Origin of the sequence: Fulvivirga ligni (assembly GCF_021389935.1) — a bacterium.
Taxonomy (GTDB): domain Bacteria; phylum Bacteroidota; class Bacteroidia; order Cytophagales; family Cyclobacteriaceae; genus Fulvivirga; species Fulvivirga ligni.
In genome coordinates this window covers 3,532,930-3,549,486 of record NZ_CP089979.1, presented here as the reverse complement: position 1 = coordinate 3,549,486, position 16,557 = coordinate 3,532,930, and the positions used below count along the sequence as shown (strand labels likewise).

Here is a 16,557-nt window from a genome sequence, read left to right as displayed (position 1 = left end):
ATGGTAACAGTGTAAGATTTAATCTTTTCGTAACCATAACTACAATGTTTAACTATTTTGTTAACGTCACTTTAATATTGGTACAACCTCTATCAACCAGTGGGTCAACTTTAGTTATAACGCTCTTTTTTCCTACAAGTTCATCAGCTTCTATAGTTTCTTTTATCAACTGATAGGAAGCCTGATCCTCATATGAATCATTTTTAGCACTTATGTTTACTGTAACGTTTAATCCGGCGAACTGTGCAAAAAATTTCTTAAGACTGGCACGTTCCGCTTCTTTAGTAGAGTTGTTTATTAGAGGTTTATCACACACAATATAGCTATAATTTGATTCAGGATTGATTTCATCTAACATTTTTTTTGTTTCTGCTAATAAAATACTGATAGAATCCTGATTATAAGCCTCTTGTATTTTAGAATAATATATGTCTGAATAATCACCTGCTCTATTACTTGAAAAGAAGGCGACTGAATCATTTGAGATGGTCAGGTATGCATCAAATTTATTACTGTTCAATTCTTTAAGATTCACTGGCTTAGACCATACTGACCAGCTGTCATATTGCTTTTCGGCCATAAAAAGATCGGCCTCCCCCATTCCTGGGTGCCCATCGCTGGCAAAATAGAGACGTCTTTTATCTGGGGAGAGAAAAGGTGAGATTTCAAAACCGCTGGTATTAATAGTAGCTCCGAGATTCTCAGGCTTGGTCCATTTGCCATTAACTAGCTCACTTACATATAAATCTTCCTGTCCATAACCATTATTTTGAACTAGTGACAGAATCATTACATCATAAGAAGGTGCCATATAGCAGCCCATTAGATTATTTTTATCAACGCCAGGAATATCTATCGGCTCCGGCTTTATCCACTGATCTTTTACCTTTTTAGAGAACGCAATCCCATCTTTTCTGGAATATGAATTGAGCAAGTAAATGGTTTGACCATCTGCCTTAATACCAATTACGGCGTTGTTATCTTTATTATTTAAGTTTTCCAGGTCATTCTTAGCTTCTGCCCATTGGCCATTAGCTGCTCTAGTGGAAAACCATACATCTAGACCTGCGTATTCGCCCCCTACATTTTTACTATCAAAAGCTCTACTGAAATAGAGTGTTTTCCCATCTGTAGATAGTATTGGGTAAATATCCTCTGCCTTTGAGTTAATCTGAGAGGGCAGCTTCACAGGTGCTGTGAATTCTTTTACCTGGCTGTAAGTATTGCAAAACGCAAAAATCAAAAAAATCAGGCCAATTAGCTGTTTTATCATCTAATTCAAATAAAATTTAAAAATCACCAAAACTTAGGAGTAGCAGCGTACTTATTGAACAGTAAAATTCCAACGGCGAACTCATGATTTCCTTTATTGAAATCACTTAGATCATTGGTAAAGTAGTCATAAGAATAGTGAATATAATAGGTATTTTCAAAAGACAAGCCAAATAACAATGATGTTCTTATATCTTGCTCATAAGACAATCCTAAATAGATTAAGTCTCTGTATCTCAGGCGAGCCGTGGCCTGCCAGTTCATACCATAAAGATCGTTGTAAGTAATATCTGCAGAGGGTAAAAGATCAAAATTACGGTTAAGGGTTAAATTCCAGCCCAGGTTAGCCTTGTAACTACTTTCTGGCGCTGCCTCTTCTAAGGCATCACTATTCAACTCGGCACTAGTAAGATTTACAGAAGATATACCCATATAAAACTTGTCTGTGTACAAAGTAACGCCAAAGTCTACCAATATATTTTGCTGCTGCCCTGCCCCTGCATTTACCAGACTTTGATAAACTGCATCGCTGGCTTCATCTCTCACTGTAAGATCTGAATAATCTAGTTTGAAGGCTCCGTAAGCCACTCTCGTACCCATAGCCAAATTCCAGCTACTTGATAAAGGCAGGTGATATGCATAATTAAGATTAAGCTGAGTTAATTCATAGGGGCCAATTTTTTGAGATAAAACCATTCCACCCAATCCATGATGTCTCCTTGAATTTTTCTTGGCTCCTTTTTGTTGCTGGCTGGTGCGTAAAACATTATGTTTCAGTACCTCTGATGAGTTCTGTCCTAGTGCAGCATCAGCTGAAAAGAAGATAGAATTATTGGTATTGGCAAAATCATTCCATGACTGTCTGAACCCGAATTTCACATTGAGAAATGGGTCCATACCAGTAAAGGCCGGATTTTGTGCTGGCAGGTTATAGTAATACTGCGAAAAGATGTTACTCTGCTGCGCGAATAACTTCCCTGTGCCCAAACAGGCTAAAAGTACTATAACAAATAACTTTATTTTACTCATCTTAAAATTGTAACGGTACCCTGAAATCTTCTTTTTCCTTTGTCTAGATCAATAGTGTAGAAGTATGTGCCTACCGGTAGCTCGTGCCCCTTGTAAGTACCATCCCATTGGCATTCTTTGCCGCCGCAATTATAAACTTCATTACCATTTTTCTCATAAATTTTTATCTGAACTGAACTGTATTGATCCAGATGCTCAACATACCAGGTATTATTTACTGCATCTCCGTTTGGAGTGAATGCACTTACAATACCCAGATCCTTCAATGCAGTGATCTCTACATCTCGGGTCACTTCGTTACTGTCATTAAAGCCATCATTAACAGTGATATTGATACGTTTTGTTAAATAATTTGTTTCTCCAAAGAAGGTATTCTCGTATTTAATACTTCTTAAAATGTTCTCATAATTAGACCTGGTGTCCTCTCCTATAATGGACATGGTCCCTGTTTGAGCATTAAAACTAATATCTAGCTCCTGATTCTCTCCATTATAAACCAGCTTATCAACTCCTGCCTCATAATTTCCTTCAATAGTGAGCTTAGCTGATTTCATATAAACATTATCGAAATCATTAATAATCAGATTATTAGTAATGATTACCTTTCCATCTCCTTGTCTATAATAAATTGGGTCTGTCTCAATATTGGTAAGAACGGGTTTGGAGTTAGTACCTTCAGGCTCTTTGATTACGAATGTAGTAGTATTAGACCCCACATAATTAGGCTCATCAATAGTAGCAAGTACATTATAACTACCTACTTCTCTGGGCAGATTTTCGCCGCCATTGTATGTTACCAATACATTCAGACCTTCAGGACTTGTGGTGATCCCTACTTCTCTTGGCTCTCCATTATAAGTCACTGTAAGATCAGAAAAACTAATATCTGCCTCAGCCTTATTTATAGTGAGTTTTCCAGAAGTACTTCCTACATAATTTGTTTCTGCTATTGTTGCTTGCACATCATAAACTCCGGCATTAACGGGTGTCTCTGTATTTCCGTTGTAAGTTAGATCCACAGCAAGGTTACCAGGAGATGTGCTGAATACAGCCTCCCTTTCCTCACCTGTATAAGTATATTCCTGATCAGCAAGTGTAATTTGGGCTTGAGCCTTTTTGATGACCATGGTAGCAGTCTTCTCTCCTTTATAATTACTACCGTTCACAGTTACCTTCACCTCATATTCTCCAGCATCTACGGGCTTTGCTTGTTCTCCTGAATAGGTAACAGTAAATGGCAAACCAGTCGGTGAAACAGTGACGTTAACACCACGCGGATTACCGTTATAGGTATATTCAAGGTTATTAATAGTAACCGTAGCCGGAGCTTTCTCAACTTTCAATGTGCCCTCGAAGCTACCTTTATAATTGGCGTTTTGTACTGTTACCTTCACGTCATATTCGCCGGCATTAAAAGGAACTGTGGTAGAACCATTATAGGTAGCTTTGTAGCTTAATCCTGTAGGAGCAGTCACTACACTTACCGGCTTCGGATTTCCGTCAAAAACCTGATTGAGCTTTGTTACGGTTACGGAAGCATTAGCTTTTTCTATCACAAGCTCGTCTGTAACAGATCCGGAATAGTCATCACTCACAATAGAAGCATAAACGGTATAAACACCTGCATTTGTAGGTACATTGCCTGTACCATTATAAGTAATATTCACGTCCAACCCTTCTGGATCAGTGGTATAAGTCACTGCCTGTGCCTCTCCGTTATAAACTTTTTCAAGGCCGATTAAAGTAATTTGAGCCTGTGTCTTATTGATTTGGAGTACTCCTGAAGCGGAACCTTCATAATTAGCATCGGCTATTTCAGCCATAACATTATAGGTACCGACCTCCACGGGTAATTGTGTAGATCCGTTGTAGGTTAGATTGGCTGACAAGCCAGATGGATCTGTAGTGTAACCAGCTTGCTTGGACGTGCCATCATAGTATTGAATAAGATTCGTCAAGGTAATATCGGCCTCTCCCTTATTAATCGTGAGATTAGCAGTTTTATCTCCCTGGTAATTATTATCATTAATGGTTACATGCACTGAATATACACCCACATTTATCGGAGCACTAGTATTACCATCATAAGTAACGCTATAAGACAAATCAGCTGGAGTAGGTGTTACATTTACTTCTCTTGGCAGGCCATTATATGTTTGATTTTTATTTCCTATGGCTATGGAGGCATTGGCCTTTTCTATAGTAAAATTATCAGAAGCTGTGCCTTGATAATTATCATCCACTACAGTGGCTTCCACAGTGTAGACTCCAGCATTAGTTGGAGCTTGAGCCTGGCCGTTATATGTAAGTGTAACATTAAGACCTGAAGGATTTGTGGATACATCTACTGATTGAGGGCTGCCATTGAATGTAGTGTTAAGATCTGAGAATATAATACTGGCATTACCCTTACTTACTGTAATGGTAAAAGTTTGTTCTATATCATCATTTATATCACTACCATGCAATGTTATTTCAAACTCTCCAGTCTCAGTAGGCACGCCAGAAATTACAGCGCTTCCTGCACCATTATCTGTAAAAGAAAGGCCATTCGGCAAATCTCCTGAAAGATCAATATCTGCAAATAGCCAAAATAATCCCTCGGTAGTAATATTATATGTATACTCCTCTCCTATAGCAGCTTCCGTTACTGGAGTGCTGGTAAAGCTGGCACCTTGTGTCATGCTAAATGCACACAGACTAAGTACAACAGATAGCAAACCTGCTTTAATAGAAAATAGATATATGTGTTTCATCTCAAGTTTAGGTAAAGAGGGCAATGCATGTATAACATCCATCTCATATAAAAGTTATTCCACCTCTTCGGCCTACTCACCTTTTAAAATATTAACTACTCCTTTATACTGTCTCTTACCATTGTTAAGATCTATGGTATATAAATAAGGACCTGCGGGTAATTCCTTACCTTCATAAGTACCATCCCAGGCGCAATCCTGTGAGTTACATTCATATACCACCTGGGCTTCCTGATTGTAGACAGAGATATTGATATCTGTATAATACTGTAGATTATCAAAGTCCCACTGATCATTATTACCATCACCATTAGGTGTAAAAGCACTGAATATTACCAGGTCTGGAAAAACCTCTGAAATGATAATACTCAAGGTGGTCACATCACTATTCAGTTCACCATCATTCACCGTTACATCAATAGCCTTCTCATTAAATTCTACCTCACCTAATATGCTATTACTATATTCTACCTTAGCAATGGCCTTTTCATATACGTTATTGTTATCTATTCCTGTAATTGATAACGTACCACTGGCAGCATCAAAACTTGTTTCAAGGTTAGGAAACTGAACTAAGTCAAGCTTGAGAAAATCTTCACCTTGAACATAATTGGTGGTAATTTGAATTTTCGCTGATGCCATCTGATTATTATCAATATCGAAGATTGACACCTGTGTAGTATCACTTAATGGTAGAGGATCCCCCTGGCTAAATGAAAGTTGAGGTTTGCCAAATTCAACGGTCGGTTTATCATTGATAGGGAGTACTGCAATGCTTGCCACACCATTAGATAAAGCATTAGTTAGTCCATCAGAAGCGTTCCACTGAAAACTATCATTGCCATTGAAATTAGTTTCCGGAGCGTACTTTAACCCCTCGCTTGTTCCAGTAAGGTAAATTTCATCACCGGCATTAACATTAGCATCATTAAAAGTAAGTCTACCATGACCTGGTAATGATTTGATAATTACTGACGCTAATTCATCATCATCCGCATCAGTAAATTGATTTTCAAATAATGAACGTGGTAATGAAAGTGTTACATCTTCCTCTATAGAAGTAGTAATTGGGCTCAGAATAGGCGCATTATTGAAGTTTAATAAAAAGCTCTGAGTGGCAGTTTCATTCGTAGCGTCAGTTACTTGTAATTCTACTTCATTGTCACCATCAATTCCCGAGGCTGGCACTGTACCAGTGATAGCGGCCTGATTCTCACCTGTGATCTCAAATGTTAGCCATGAAGGAAGTGTAACCGATGCTATAGTTAAAACATCATTAGGATCAGGATCGGCCACAGTGATATTGTAAGTATAAACTTCTCCTGCTATGACCGTAGTTTCTGGTGTGCTCGTAAACTCCGGAGCATCTGAAACAGGAGTCACTGTAAGTTCAAATTGTCTTATGACATAATTCTTCACCTCTGCTCCATCATCCCTTACAGTGACAATAATATTGGCTAAACCAAATGCGTCAGCTTCAGGACTTAATATGATCTGTCCTTCTGTAGCAGGGCTGGTATAATTAATCGTAAAATCATTAACCAGAGCCTCATTATCTGAGGTCACTTCAACACTTAAGTTTTGATTTTCACCATCACCTGCCGTAATTCCGCTAAGGTTAATCACTAACTGCTCTGTATCTTCCAAAATGGCTTCCGGTGTTGGAATGATATCAAGAGTTGGTGGTTGGTTCTCAAATTTCACTGTAAGATCGAAATTCTGTTCACTTTGATCTCCTTGATTATCCGTAACTACCAGCTGAATATTGTAAACTATATTATTATCCTCAGTATCTACTGGGTGGGTTCCGCTCAAGGTTGCAGTACCATTACCGTTATCTGTAAGCGATAACCATGATGGTGGTGATACAATATCAATAGTTCGTGAATCACCAGCATCAACATCTGCTGTCACAATATTATATGTATAGGCTACACTTTGTCTTGCAGTAATGATAGGCTCCGAAGTAAATAGTGGCACATCGTTCACATTACTTACTACGATATTAAATGACTGAGTATCTGAGCTACCCAATGCATCCTGAACTTTCAGAACTATACTATAAGATCCTACCTGATCATTATTCGGTGTGCCGGTTAGCTGCGCATTGCCATCACCATTATCAATCAGTTCTAACCATGCAGGTAAAGCGGATAGAGAAGTTATTGTCCTGGTATCACCAGCATCAGGATCGGTGGTTTTAATATTATAAATATAGACAACATCCTCATCTACCGTTGTTACCGGAGTGCTACTGAAAGATGGCTGATCATTAGAGTTATCCACGTTAATTACAAAGTTTTGATTGGTAGCAGCTCCAGCGCCATCGGTTACAGTAAGAACTACCTCATTGGCTCCGAAATTAGAATTGGAAGGAGTACCTGTTAAAGTGGCAGTACCATCACCATTGTCGGTTAATGTTAACCATGAGGGTAATGTTGTACCAGTTATCGACCTACTATCTCCGGCATCCACATCAGAGGTCAAAATATTATAAACATAATTAGCATCCTGAATAGCACCGGTTATTGGTGTACTACTGAAGATAGGTGCATCATTGATATTTTTCACCTCTATATCAAAATTCTGGTTCGCCGTAGCTCCCTGCACATCTTCCACTTGCAACACGATGCTATAGCTACCTACTTGTGAGTTATTAGGCACGCCAGATAACACAGCAGTACCATCACCGTTGTCTGTGAGTGATAACCATGAAGGCTTTGATAGAGAAACAATCGAACGAGTATCCCCTTCATCCGGGTCAGTGGTGGCTATTTCGTAAGTATATTGAGAATCTTCATCTACTGATAAAGTAGGTGTGCTACTAAACTGAGGAGCATCGTTGCTATTATCAACATTTATGGTAAAGATCTGATCTACGGCTGCACCAGCAGCATCTTCTACATTTAGAGTAACCTGATAAGCACCTAAATCGCCACTTCCAGGCGTTCCTGATAGTACGGCAGTTCCATTACCATTATCAGTAAAAGACAACCAGAAAGGCTTGCTTACTACTGTTATTGTTCTTGAATCACCTTGATCTGGGTCGGCAGTGGTAATATTATAAACGTATTCTTGATTTTGAATAGCAAAAGTCACCGCTGGACTGCTGAAGTAAGGCGCATCATTCACATTAGAAACCACGATGGTAAAACTCTGATTTACGTTAGCACCTAAAGCATCACGAACATTAAGAACCACAGTATGACTACCTACATGAGTGTTTAAAGGTGTTCCTGTTAAAATCGCTGTACCATCACCATTATCTGTAAGCGTAAGCCATGAGGGTTTACTTAGAGAGGTGATACTTCTGGTATCTCCATTATCAGGATCCGAAGTAGTGATATTATAAGTATAGACATCATCTTCTATAGCTGAGGTAACAGCCATACTACTGAAAGACGGAGCATCATTGGCATTATCGACATTAATCACAAAATTCTGCTGAATAGCGGCTCCTGCCTGATCGGTCACAACCAACTGAACTGGATTCGCACCAATATTTAAATTGGTAGGCACACCTGTAAGCGTCGCGGTTCCATTGCCGTTATCAGTTAAGGTAAGCCATGAAGGCAAAGTATTAGCTGTAATATCTCTGGAATCACCCAAGTCTGGATCGGACGTATTGATATTATAGGTGTAAGTAGCTCCTTGGATAGCCCCCGTGATAGGTGTACTAGTAAACACTGGAGGATCATTGGTATTAGATACTGTAATGGTAAAGTTCTGATTTACACTTAAACCCTGTGCATCTTCTATATTAAGTACTACGTTGCCGGTACCCACATTACTATTTGTTGGTGTCCCTGTTAAAGTAGCAGTACCATTTCCATTATCTGTTAATGTTAACCAGGCTGGTATTGTTAAGCCTCGTATCTCCAATATATCACCAGCATCAGGGTCATTGGTAATAATATTGTAAGTATAAACTACATCCTCAACAGCTGTTAAAACAGGGGTGCTTGTAAATGCAGGTGGATCATTAGAATTATCTACATTGATTTCAAAATTCTGATAGGTTTTTGCTCCAGACTGGTCTCTTACTTCTATTTGCACCACATTGGCTCCTAAATTCAGGTTAGTTGGAGTTCCTGAGAGTACTGCTGTTCCATTTCCATTATCGGTAAAACTCAACCAATCAGGTTTAATGATGGCAGTAAGCACTCTTGAATCACCGATATCAGGATCTGAGGTGGTGATATTGTAAGTATAACTTATGTTCTGAATAGCACTAGTGATAGGTGCGCTGGTGAATACAGGAGCATCATTAGTGTTAGCTACTGAAATAGTAAAGTTCTGATTTACATTAGCACCAATAGCATCTTTAGCATTTAGCACCACGGTATTATTACCAACATTACTGTTCAACGGCTTACCGGTTAAAACTGCGGTTCCATTACCATTATCAGTTAAAGTGAGCCATCCTGGTAGAGATAGTGCTGTAATTGTAATCTCATCACCGGCATCAGGGTCATTAACCGTAATATTATAGGTGTATTGAATATCTTCAATAGCACTAGTCACTGGTGTGCTGGTAAATGCGGGTGGATCATTGGCATTATCTACAGTAATCGTGAATGGCTGGTTAACTACTGAACCTGCAGCATCTCTTACTCTGATATTCACATTATGCGTTCCAAAATCAGCATTATCCGGTGTGCCTTTTAATACCGCAGAACCATTTCCGTTGTCGGTTAAAGTTAACCATGAAGGCTTGGTGGTAGCCGTTATTGTTCTGGTATCGCCAACATCCTGATCTGTAGTAGTAATGTTGTATACATATTCAGAACCCTGAATGGCCACGGTTACCGGTGTACTTGAAAATGCTGGAGGATCATTTGTATTTCTAACTGTGATTGTGAAGTTCTGATTCACAGCTGCTCCCTCTGCATCCGCCACATTAAGAACCACACTATTTTGTCCTACATTATCATTAGTAGGTGTTCCTGTTAACACTGCGGTGCCGTTACCATTATCGGTTAAGGTTAACCATGAAGGTTTCGCTAGTGCAGTAATGGTAAGCACATCACCGGCGTCAGAATCTGAAGTCTGAATATTATAGGTGTAAGTAGCGTCTTCATTTACGATCAGTACCGGTGATGAATCAAATTTCGGAGCGCTGTTGGCATTATTTACGGCTATAGTAAATGATTGACTGGTGGAAGCTCCCAGGTTATCTGTTACTCTCAAAGTGACATCATTATCTCCCGTGTCATCGTTAGATGGCACACCAGTTAGTGTAGCAGTACCGTTTCCATTATCAGTAAGTGTTAGCCAAATAGGCTTTTGCGTAGCCGTTATAGTTCTAGTATCGCCAGCATCTTCGTCTGATGTGGTAACGTTGTAAGTATAAGTAACACCCTCGGTCGCTTCCACTATGGGAATAGAAGTAAACTCAGGGGTATCATTGGAATTAGATATACTTATAGAAAATATTTGAGTTTCAGTATTTCCATGATTATCAGTTATTTGAATAGCCACTACGTCAGTACCGACATCGCTATTAGAAGGCGTTCCTGTAAGAACTCCTTGACCTCCCCCATTATCTGTAAATGAAAGCCAGTCTGGAATAGCTACACTTTGAAAACTGATAATATCACCAGCATCGGGGTCACTTGTAGTTATGGCGTAAGTGTAGAGTTGCCCCTGAGCAGCAGCTGTTACTGGTGTGCTCGTGAAAATAGGATCATCTTGAACTGCGGATACATTCACTTGAAAAGACTCATTCTTAAATAAACCTCCGGTGTCAGTAGCTCTAACCGTAATATTTGATGTACCATTCTTATTTTCTGCATAATCCAAGGTCAAGATTCCTGCAGAGATATTCACACTGGAGAACAATCCTGGATTACTGTTTCCTATAATGGAATACGTTAGTTCCGAATCATCATCTTCCAAATCATCAAAGCTATTATTCAAATTTACTGTTGAGTTGGCAGCATCCTCCGCAACGTTCACATTACTTATGGCAGTGCTGGTTGGTGCTCCGTTAATGACTAATGTTGCTGTCTCTGTACCTTCGTAGTTGGTGGCGTTCACTGTCACTTCTACAGCATAACTTCCCTGATTTACGGGTAATGTACTACCTCCATCATAAGTCACCGAAGTGGTAAGACCTGAAGGTGTAGTGGTTACAGTCACCGACTTGGCTGTTCCGTTATAGTTCTGAGATAGATTACTAATGTTAATACCTGCAGTAGCCTTATTAATAACAAGGGTATTAGTGGCACTGCCTTCATAATTCGTTTCGTTGATATTGGATACCACTGCATATGTGCCCGCATTCACAGGTAAGGTGGAAGAGCCGTTATAGGTAGTATTTACAGTGAGGCCCGATGGACTTGTAGTAATAGTTGCTCCTTGCCCTGCTCCTGTATATGTTTTCGTTAGATCTGATAATGATATTGTAGCAGTTGCTTTATTAATAACGAATGTTCCTGAGGTATTTCCAAAGTAGTTATCATCTACAATATTCGCTATTACAGTATAAGATCCCGCATTAGTAGGCTCAGTAGTAGCACCGTTATAAGTAAATGCTACAGATAATCCAGCAGGAGTAGTGGTGGCAGTTACTCCTTGAGGAGCGCCGTTATAAGTTTTACTTAAATTAGATAGGGCTATGGTAGCTGAAGCTTTTGAAATGACTAAAGTACCGGATGTATTCCCTTCATAATTAGCATCATTGATTGTGGCCACTACAGCATAACTACCTGCATCTGTTGGTTCTGTGCTGCTAGCATCATAAGTTACGTCTACTGTTAGAGAGGCTGGTGAAGTGGTCACCGTAGCGCCCTGAGGTGAACCGGTATATGTTTTAGTAAGATCACTTAAGGTTACTGTAGCGGTGGCTTTGGATATTTCCAGTGTACCAGAAGCGCTTCCTTCATAATTAAGATCATTAATGGTAGCTTCTACAGCATACATTCCTGCATCTGTTGGTATCGTACTGCTACCGTTATATGTGACGTCCACCGATAAGGAACCTGGTGAGGTCACTACCGTTGCTCCTTGCGGTGAACCATTGTAGGTCTTTGTTAAACTACTTAACGTAACAGTACCTGTAGCCTTGGCTATTTCCAAGGTTCCCGAGGCACTCTCTACGTAATTGGGATCATTAACCGTAGCCTCTACAGCATAAGTGCCAGCATCAGTGGGCACTGTACTGCTACCATCATAAGTTACATCTACTGATAAACCTCCCGGAGCCGTAACCACAGTTGCTCCCTGGGGTGACCCAGTATATGTTTTCGATAAATCACTAAGCGTTACAGTTGCCGATGCTTTACTAACCTCAAGTGCCACCACCTGGTCATCTTGCTGGGAATTATCTGAGACCAGCTGCACTCTTAGCGTAAAATTGAATGTTCCACTATTGCCAGGAGATCCGGATAATAAAGCAGTACCATCACCATTATCCACCAGTGAAATACCCAAAGGCAAAGTGCCAGAGGCCAGTATCACCTCCCTGGTTTCCCCCACCGGACCAGAGGTAGTAATATTGTAGGAGTAAGCGGAATTATAGGTACCGGTAGTTACCGGAGTACTAGTGAATTGTATTACTTGTGCCTGTGCATTAAAAACCAATGTACAGAAAATTGCACCAAGCAGTATTGTCCTTAATATATATTTAAAACCAACCAAAATAGATATGTGTAGTTAAGCCGAATAACAAATTTAAGAGAAAATATTACACGTTTCGAATATAATTTTATAAAAGATACCGTAATGGCCAACAAAAAGTTTTGATATGTAATTCTATGTCGTTTTTTTGTGAAGCTTTTACCACTAACAAGAATCAATGAAGGAAGTTATAGAGATTTTATTTTGGATAGGTTTGTTTATCATTTTCTATTCCTATCTGGGATATGGCATTTTACTTTTTATTCTAGTAAAGCTCAAAAGAGCCTTTGGTAAAGCAGAAGAGGAACTTCCAACTGACTTTCTTCCTCAGATTACCCATGTGATTGCCGCATACAATGAGGAAGATTTTATTAGAGAGAAGATAAGTAATTCCCTCAACCTTGATTATCCGAAGGACAAACTACAGGTAATCATTGTTACAGATGGCTCTAATGATAAAACGATGGATATTATTAAAGAATATCCTGAAATAGAGCATTACCACGAAGATAGCCGTAATGGAAAGATTGCTGCAGTAAACAGGATGATCCCTTACATCAAATCATCTATAACCGTATTTTCAGATGCCAATACCCTGCTTAATGACGAAGCTTATAAAAACATAGTGCGTCATTTCTCAGCGGAAAAGGTAGGCCTGGTGGCTGGTGAAAAGAGGGTAATGTCTAAAGATAAGGACGGAGCCGCTGCTTCAGGTGAAGGTTTCTATTGGAAATACGAGTCTAAACTGAAGAAATGGGACTCTGAATTACACTCGGTTGTAGGCGCCGCTGGCGAATTGTTTGCGATAAGAACAGAATTATTCAAGCCTGTAGACACCAACATAGTAATTGAAGACTTTTACATATCATTATCCCTGGCCATGCAAGGCTATAAAGTAGTCTATGAACCCGATGCCTACGCAATGGAATCAGGCTCTGCATCTGTGGGCGAAGAGCTGAAAAGAAAAATAAGAATTGCAGCAGGCGGTATTCAAGCCATTGTAAAACTTAAAGGCCTTTTAAACTTCTTTAAATATGGAGTTTTGAGCTTTCAATACATCTCTCACAGGGTGTTAAGATGGACATTAGCTCCTTTATGCTTATTATTGGTGCTTTTCACCAACATTTATCTGGCCTATTTACAAATACCTTTGTATGAGTTGATATTGATTTGCCAGGTGGCTTTTTATCTATTTTCAATTATTGGATGGTTGCTACAGAACAACAATCTCAAAATCAAGATTTTCTTTATTCCCTATTATTTCAGTATGATGAACTATGCTGTATTTAGAGGCTTTTTCAGATACGTGAAAGGCTCTCAGTCCGCCGTTTGGGAAAAAGCAAAAAGAGCGACTTAATTACAAATTCTTTTCACAACAGCGGCTTCCTTCATAGCCGCTGTAACTAGGAATAGAATGAAAACCATTCGATTGATAAAACTGAATCGCTTCAGGCTGCATGATTCCCGTTTCCAGTACACAGCGAGTATAGCCCAGCTCCACCATCCACTTTTCTAATTCAGAAAGCAGCATTTTGGCTGCCCCTTTCCTTCTATGTTTCGGATGGATAAACATCCTCTTCAGCTCTGCTGCACCATCTGCATAGTTACTCATGGTTACGCAGCCGACAGGTTCATTTTCATCATAAGCCAAAACCACATGATCAAAGCGATATTTACTATTGATTTTCACAAAAAGTGAAGGCTCTACTTGATAACGCACCGCCAGATCTTCATTTAAAAGGTGTGTTAGCAATAGAAAATCCGGATGATCCTGGCTGGTTCGTACTAGACTAATCATAACAAGTTATTTGTAGAACAGCCGCAATATTAAAAAGACAAATCAGTTTTGATATCAAATAATTTATCTTTTTAGAATAACTTTAAAGCTCCAATTACGTCCTGACCATGTCCAAAAACCTGACCTTTCTGATAGGCTTTTCAATGGCCTTTTTTTGTTGTAAAAGCAATGAAGATGAGCCTGTTTACAGCTCCGAAAATCTGATCATTCATCAACTTTCAGATCATGTTTATGAACATATTACCTATTTAAATACTGATGACTTTGGCAAAGTAGAATGTAATGGCATGATCGTGATTGACGGCAATGAAGCCCTGGTATTTGACACACCCAGCGACTCGATTACCTCGGAAGAACTGGTGCACTGGATTCAGCATAATGAAAAAGCAAAGATCAATGCCGTGATCCCTACCCATTTTCATATTGATTGCCTCGGCGGACTGGATGTGTTTCACAAATACGGCATACCCTCTTATGCCAATGAGTTAACTATAACCAATTCACAGATAGAACATTATGGAAGACCACAATTTGGTTTTGATGGCGATAAGGACTTTACTGCTGGCTCACAAACCGTAGAGGTAAAATTCATGGGTGAAGGTCATACTTCAGACAATGTGATTGTTTATGTGCCCGATGATCAGGTGATGTTTGGAGGATGCCTTTTGAAATGTGACGGTGCCGGAAAAGGTAATCTGGGAGATGCTAATATAAATGCCTGGCCACAAACCATGCAGAACATTGAAGCGGCCTATCCAGATGTAAAAACAGTAATACCGGGCCATGGAAAGGTTGGAGGGAAAGAATTATTTACTTACACAGAAAAGCTATTTACCAAAGAGTGAACGAGGAACTAAGAGAGCATTACGAGCAGCTATACAAGAAATCAATACAAACCATTCAATCAGAAGTATGCACGACGGATCCTCTTATTAATGATCCCGCTGATGATCGCTGTGGACTGACCTTATTGGCCAGACCACCCCATGGGATTAAAGAAAATATCCAAGGCTTTCTTCAACAACTGAAGTCAGTGGAACCTCATCATTATTACTATAGAAATTCAGACATTCACATCACCGTAATGTCCATTATTTCGGCTTATTCTGGGTTTCAACTCAATCAGGCTCATGTTCCTGATTATATTGAGAAGGTGGTAGAAGCCCTATCATCCATCAAGCCATTCAAAGTCCATTATAAAGGAATTACCGCATCACCATCATCAATCATGATCTGCGGCTACCCGGAAGATAGCACTTTAAACCAAATTCGAACCAATCTGAGAGAAGTATTCAAAAACTCTGACCTGGAAGAGTCCATAGACAAGCGCTATACGATCAAGACCGCCCACTCAACCGTAGTTCGATTTCAGCAGCCATTAAATCAAAAAGAGAAGTACTTAAGGCTTTTAGATGAATACCATCATTTTGATTTCGGAAGCTTTGAAGTGAAGACCTTAGAACTGGTGTTTAACGACTGGTATCAGAAGACTGAGAAAGTAGATTTGCTGAAGGCTTTTGAGCTTCCTTTGGATTGAAGCTAGCATACTTATAATCCTCCTACCCCACTAGCCATCTCGAGATCTAACATTTGTTTCAACGCACCAAGAAGAATGATATATCATTGGTTCGAAAGGATGCATCAATCTATTCTTTTGGCTTAGACTTTTCAAACACCAGTTAATTTGGATTATCTAGTTTTTATATTCCATTTGCAGAGGTACCTTACTTTTTTGCAATCGATCAAAAAAGTAACAAAAAAAAATTTCTTGCTGCAAGGTCTTCCGATAACTGGAGCATTTCATAGACCTTCACTACCACTAAGGACTTGAGAAAAGCCTATTTTTCAATATTATTTCACCGCACGACTGGACAGCAAGATTTACTCATCTGTGCGCAGAAGAGATCTTTATATTTTCACAACCACCTCTAATCCTTGTTTTTAACGAGGATTTGTAGAGCCCAGCATTTGTAATGCGATTATTGCTAGGTATTCATTTCATACTCACGGTTCCATTACTTTTTTTCAGTCGAAGTCTTTCTCGCAGCAAGATTTACTACATTAACCGAGTCACCCTGAGCC

Annotated in this window: 8 protein-coding genes; 3 read left to right on the top strand and 5 right to left on the bottom strand. The window is 39.4% G+C overall.

Annotated features, from left to right (window positions below):
- Positions 1-52 precede the first annotated feature (52 nt).
- The 4 genes from LVD16_RS15180 to LVD16_RS15165 form a co-directional block, all read right to left on the bottom strand.
- Complete coding sequence (locus LVD16_RS15180) at positions 53-1,273, bottom strand: hypothetical protein (RefSeq protein WP_233769120.1); 1,221 nt, start codon at positions 1,271-1,273, stop codon at positions 53-55.
- A 23-nt stretch (positions 1,274-1,296) separates the two neighbouring features.
- Positions 1,297-2,301 carry a PorP/SprF family type IX secretion system membrane protein gene (locus LVD16_RS15175; protein WP_233769119.1) on the bottom strand — a complete coding sequence of 335 codons (1,005 nt, stop codon included), beginning with the start codon at positions 2,299-2,301 and terminating at the stop codon, positions 1,297-1,299.
- Positions 2,298-5,057 carry an MBG domain-containing protein gene (locus tag LVD16_RS15170; protein WP_233769118.1) on the bottom strand — a complete coding sequence of 920 codons (2,760 nt, stop codon included), beginning with the start codon at positions 5,055-5,057 and terminating at the stop codon, positions 2,298-2,300. Before LVD16_RS15170 ends, LVD16_RS15175 begins: the two co-directional genes overlap by 4 nt.
- A gap of 72 nt (positions 5,058-5,129) precedes the next feature.
- Positions 5,130-12,641, bottom strand: a complete 7,512-nt coding sequence (locus tag LVD16_RS15165) for an MBG domain-containing protein (RefSeq protein ID WP_233769117.1) — start codon at positions 12,639-12,641, stop codon at positions 5,130-5,132.
- Positions 12,642-12,855: 214 nt separating this feature from the next.
- On the opposite strand from LVD16_RS15165, the gene LVD16_RS15160 reads away from it, so the two are divergent.
- Complete coding sequence (locus LVD16_RS15160) at positions 12,856-14,034, top strand: glycosyltransferase family 2 protein (protein ID WP_233769116.1); 1,179 nt, start codon at positions 12,856-12,858, stop codon at positions 14,032-14,034.
- Here the strand turns inward: LVD16_RS15160 and LVD16_RS15155 are convergent, their stop codons facing one another.
- The gene (locus LVD16_RS15155; protein WP_233769115.1) at positions 14,035-14,475 is read right to left on the bottom strand and encodes a GNAT family N-acetyltransferase; all 441 of its coding nucleotides are present in this window, start codon (positions 14,473-14,475) and stop codon (positions 14,035-14,037) included.
- A 107-nt stretch (positions 14,476-14,582) separates the two neighbouring features.
- On the opposite strand from LVD16_RS15155, the gene bla reads away from it, so the two are divergent.
- The gene (bla, locus tag LVD16_RS15150; RefSeq protein ID WP_233769114.1) at positions 14,583-15,320 is read left to right on the top strand and encodes a subclass B1 metallo-beta-lactamase; all 738 of its coding nucleotides are present in this window, start codon (positions 14,583-14,585) and stop codon (positions 15,318-15,320) included.
- On the top strand, positions 15,317-16,012 hold the full coding sequence (locus LVD16_RS15145; protein WP_233769113.1) for a 2'-5' RNA ligase family protein: 696 nt from the start codon (positions 15,317-15,319) through the stop codon (positions 16,010-16,012). The genes bla and LVD16_RS15145 overlap by 4 nt, the downstream gene beginning before the upstream one ends.
- Positions 16,013-16,557: the final 545 nt, after the last annotated feature.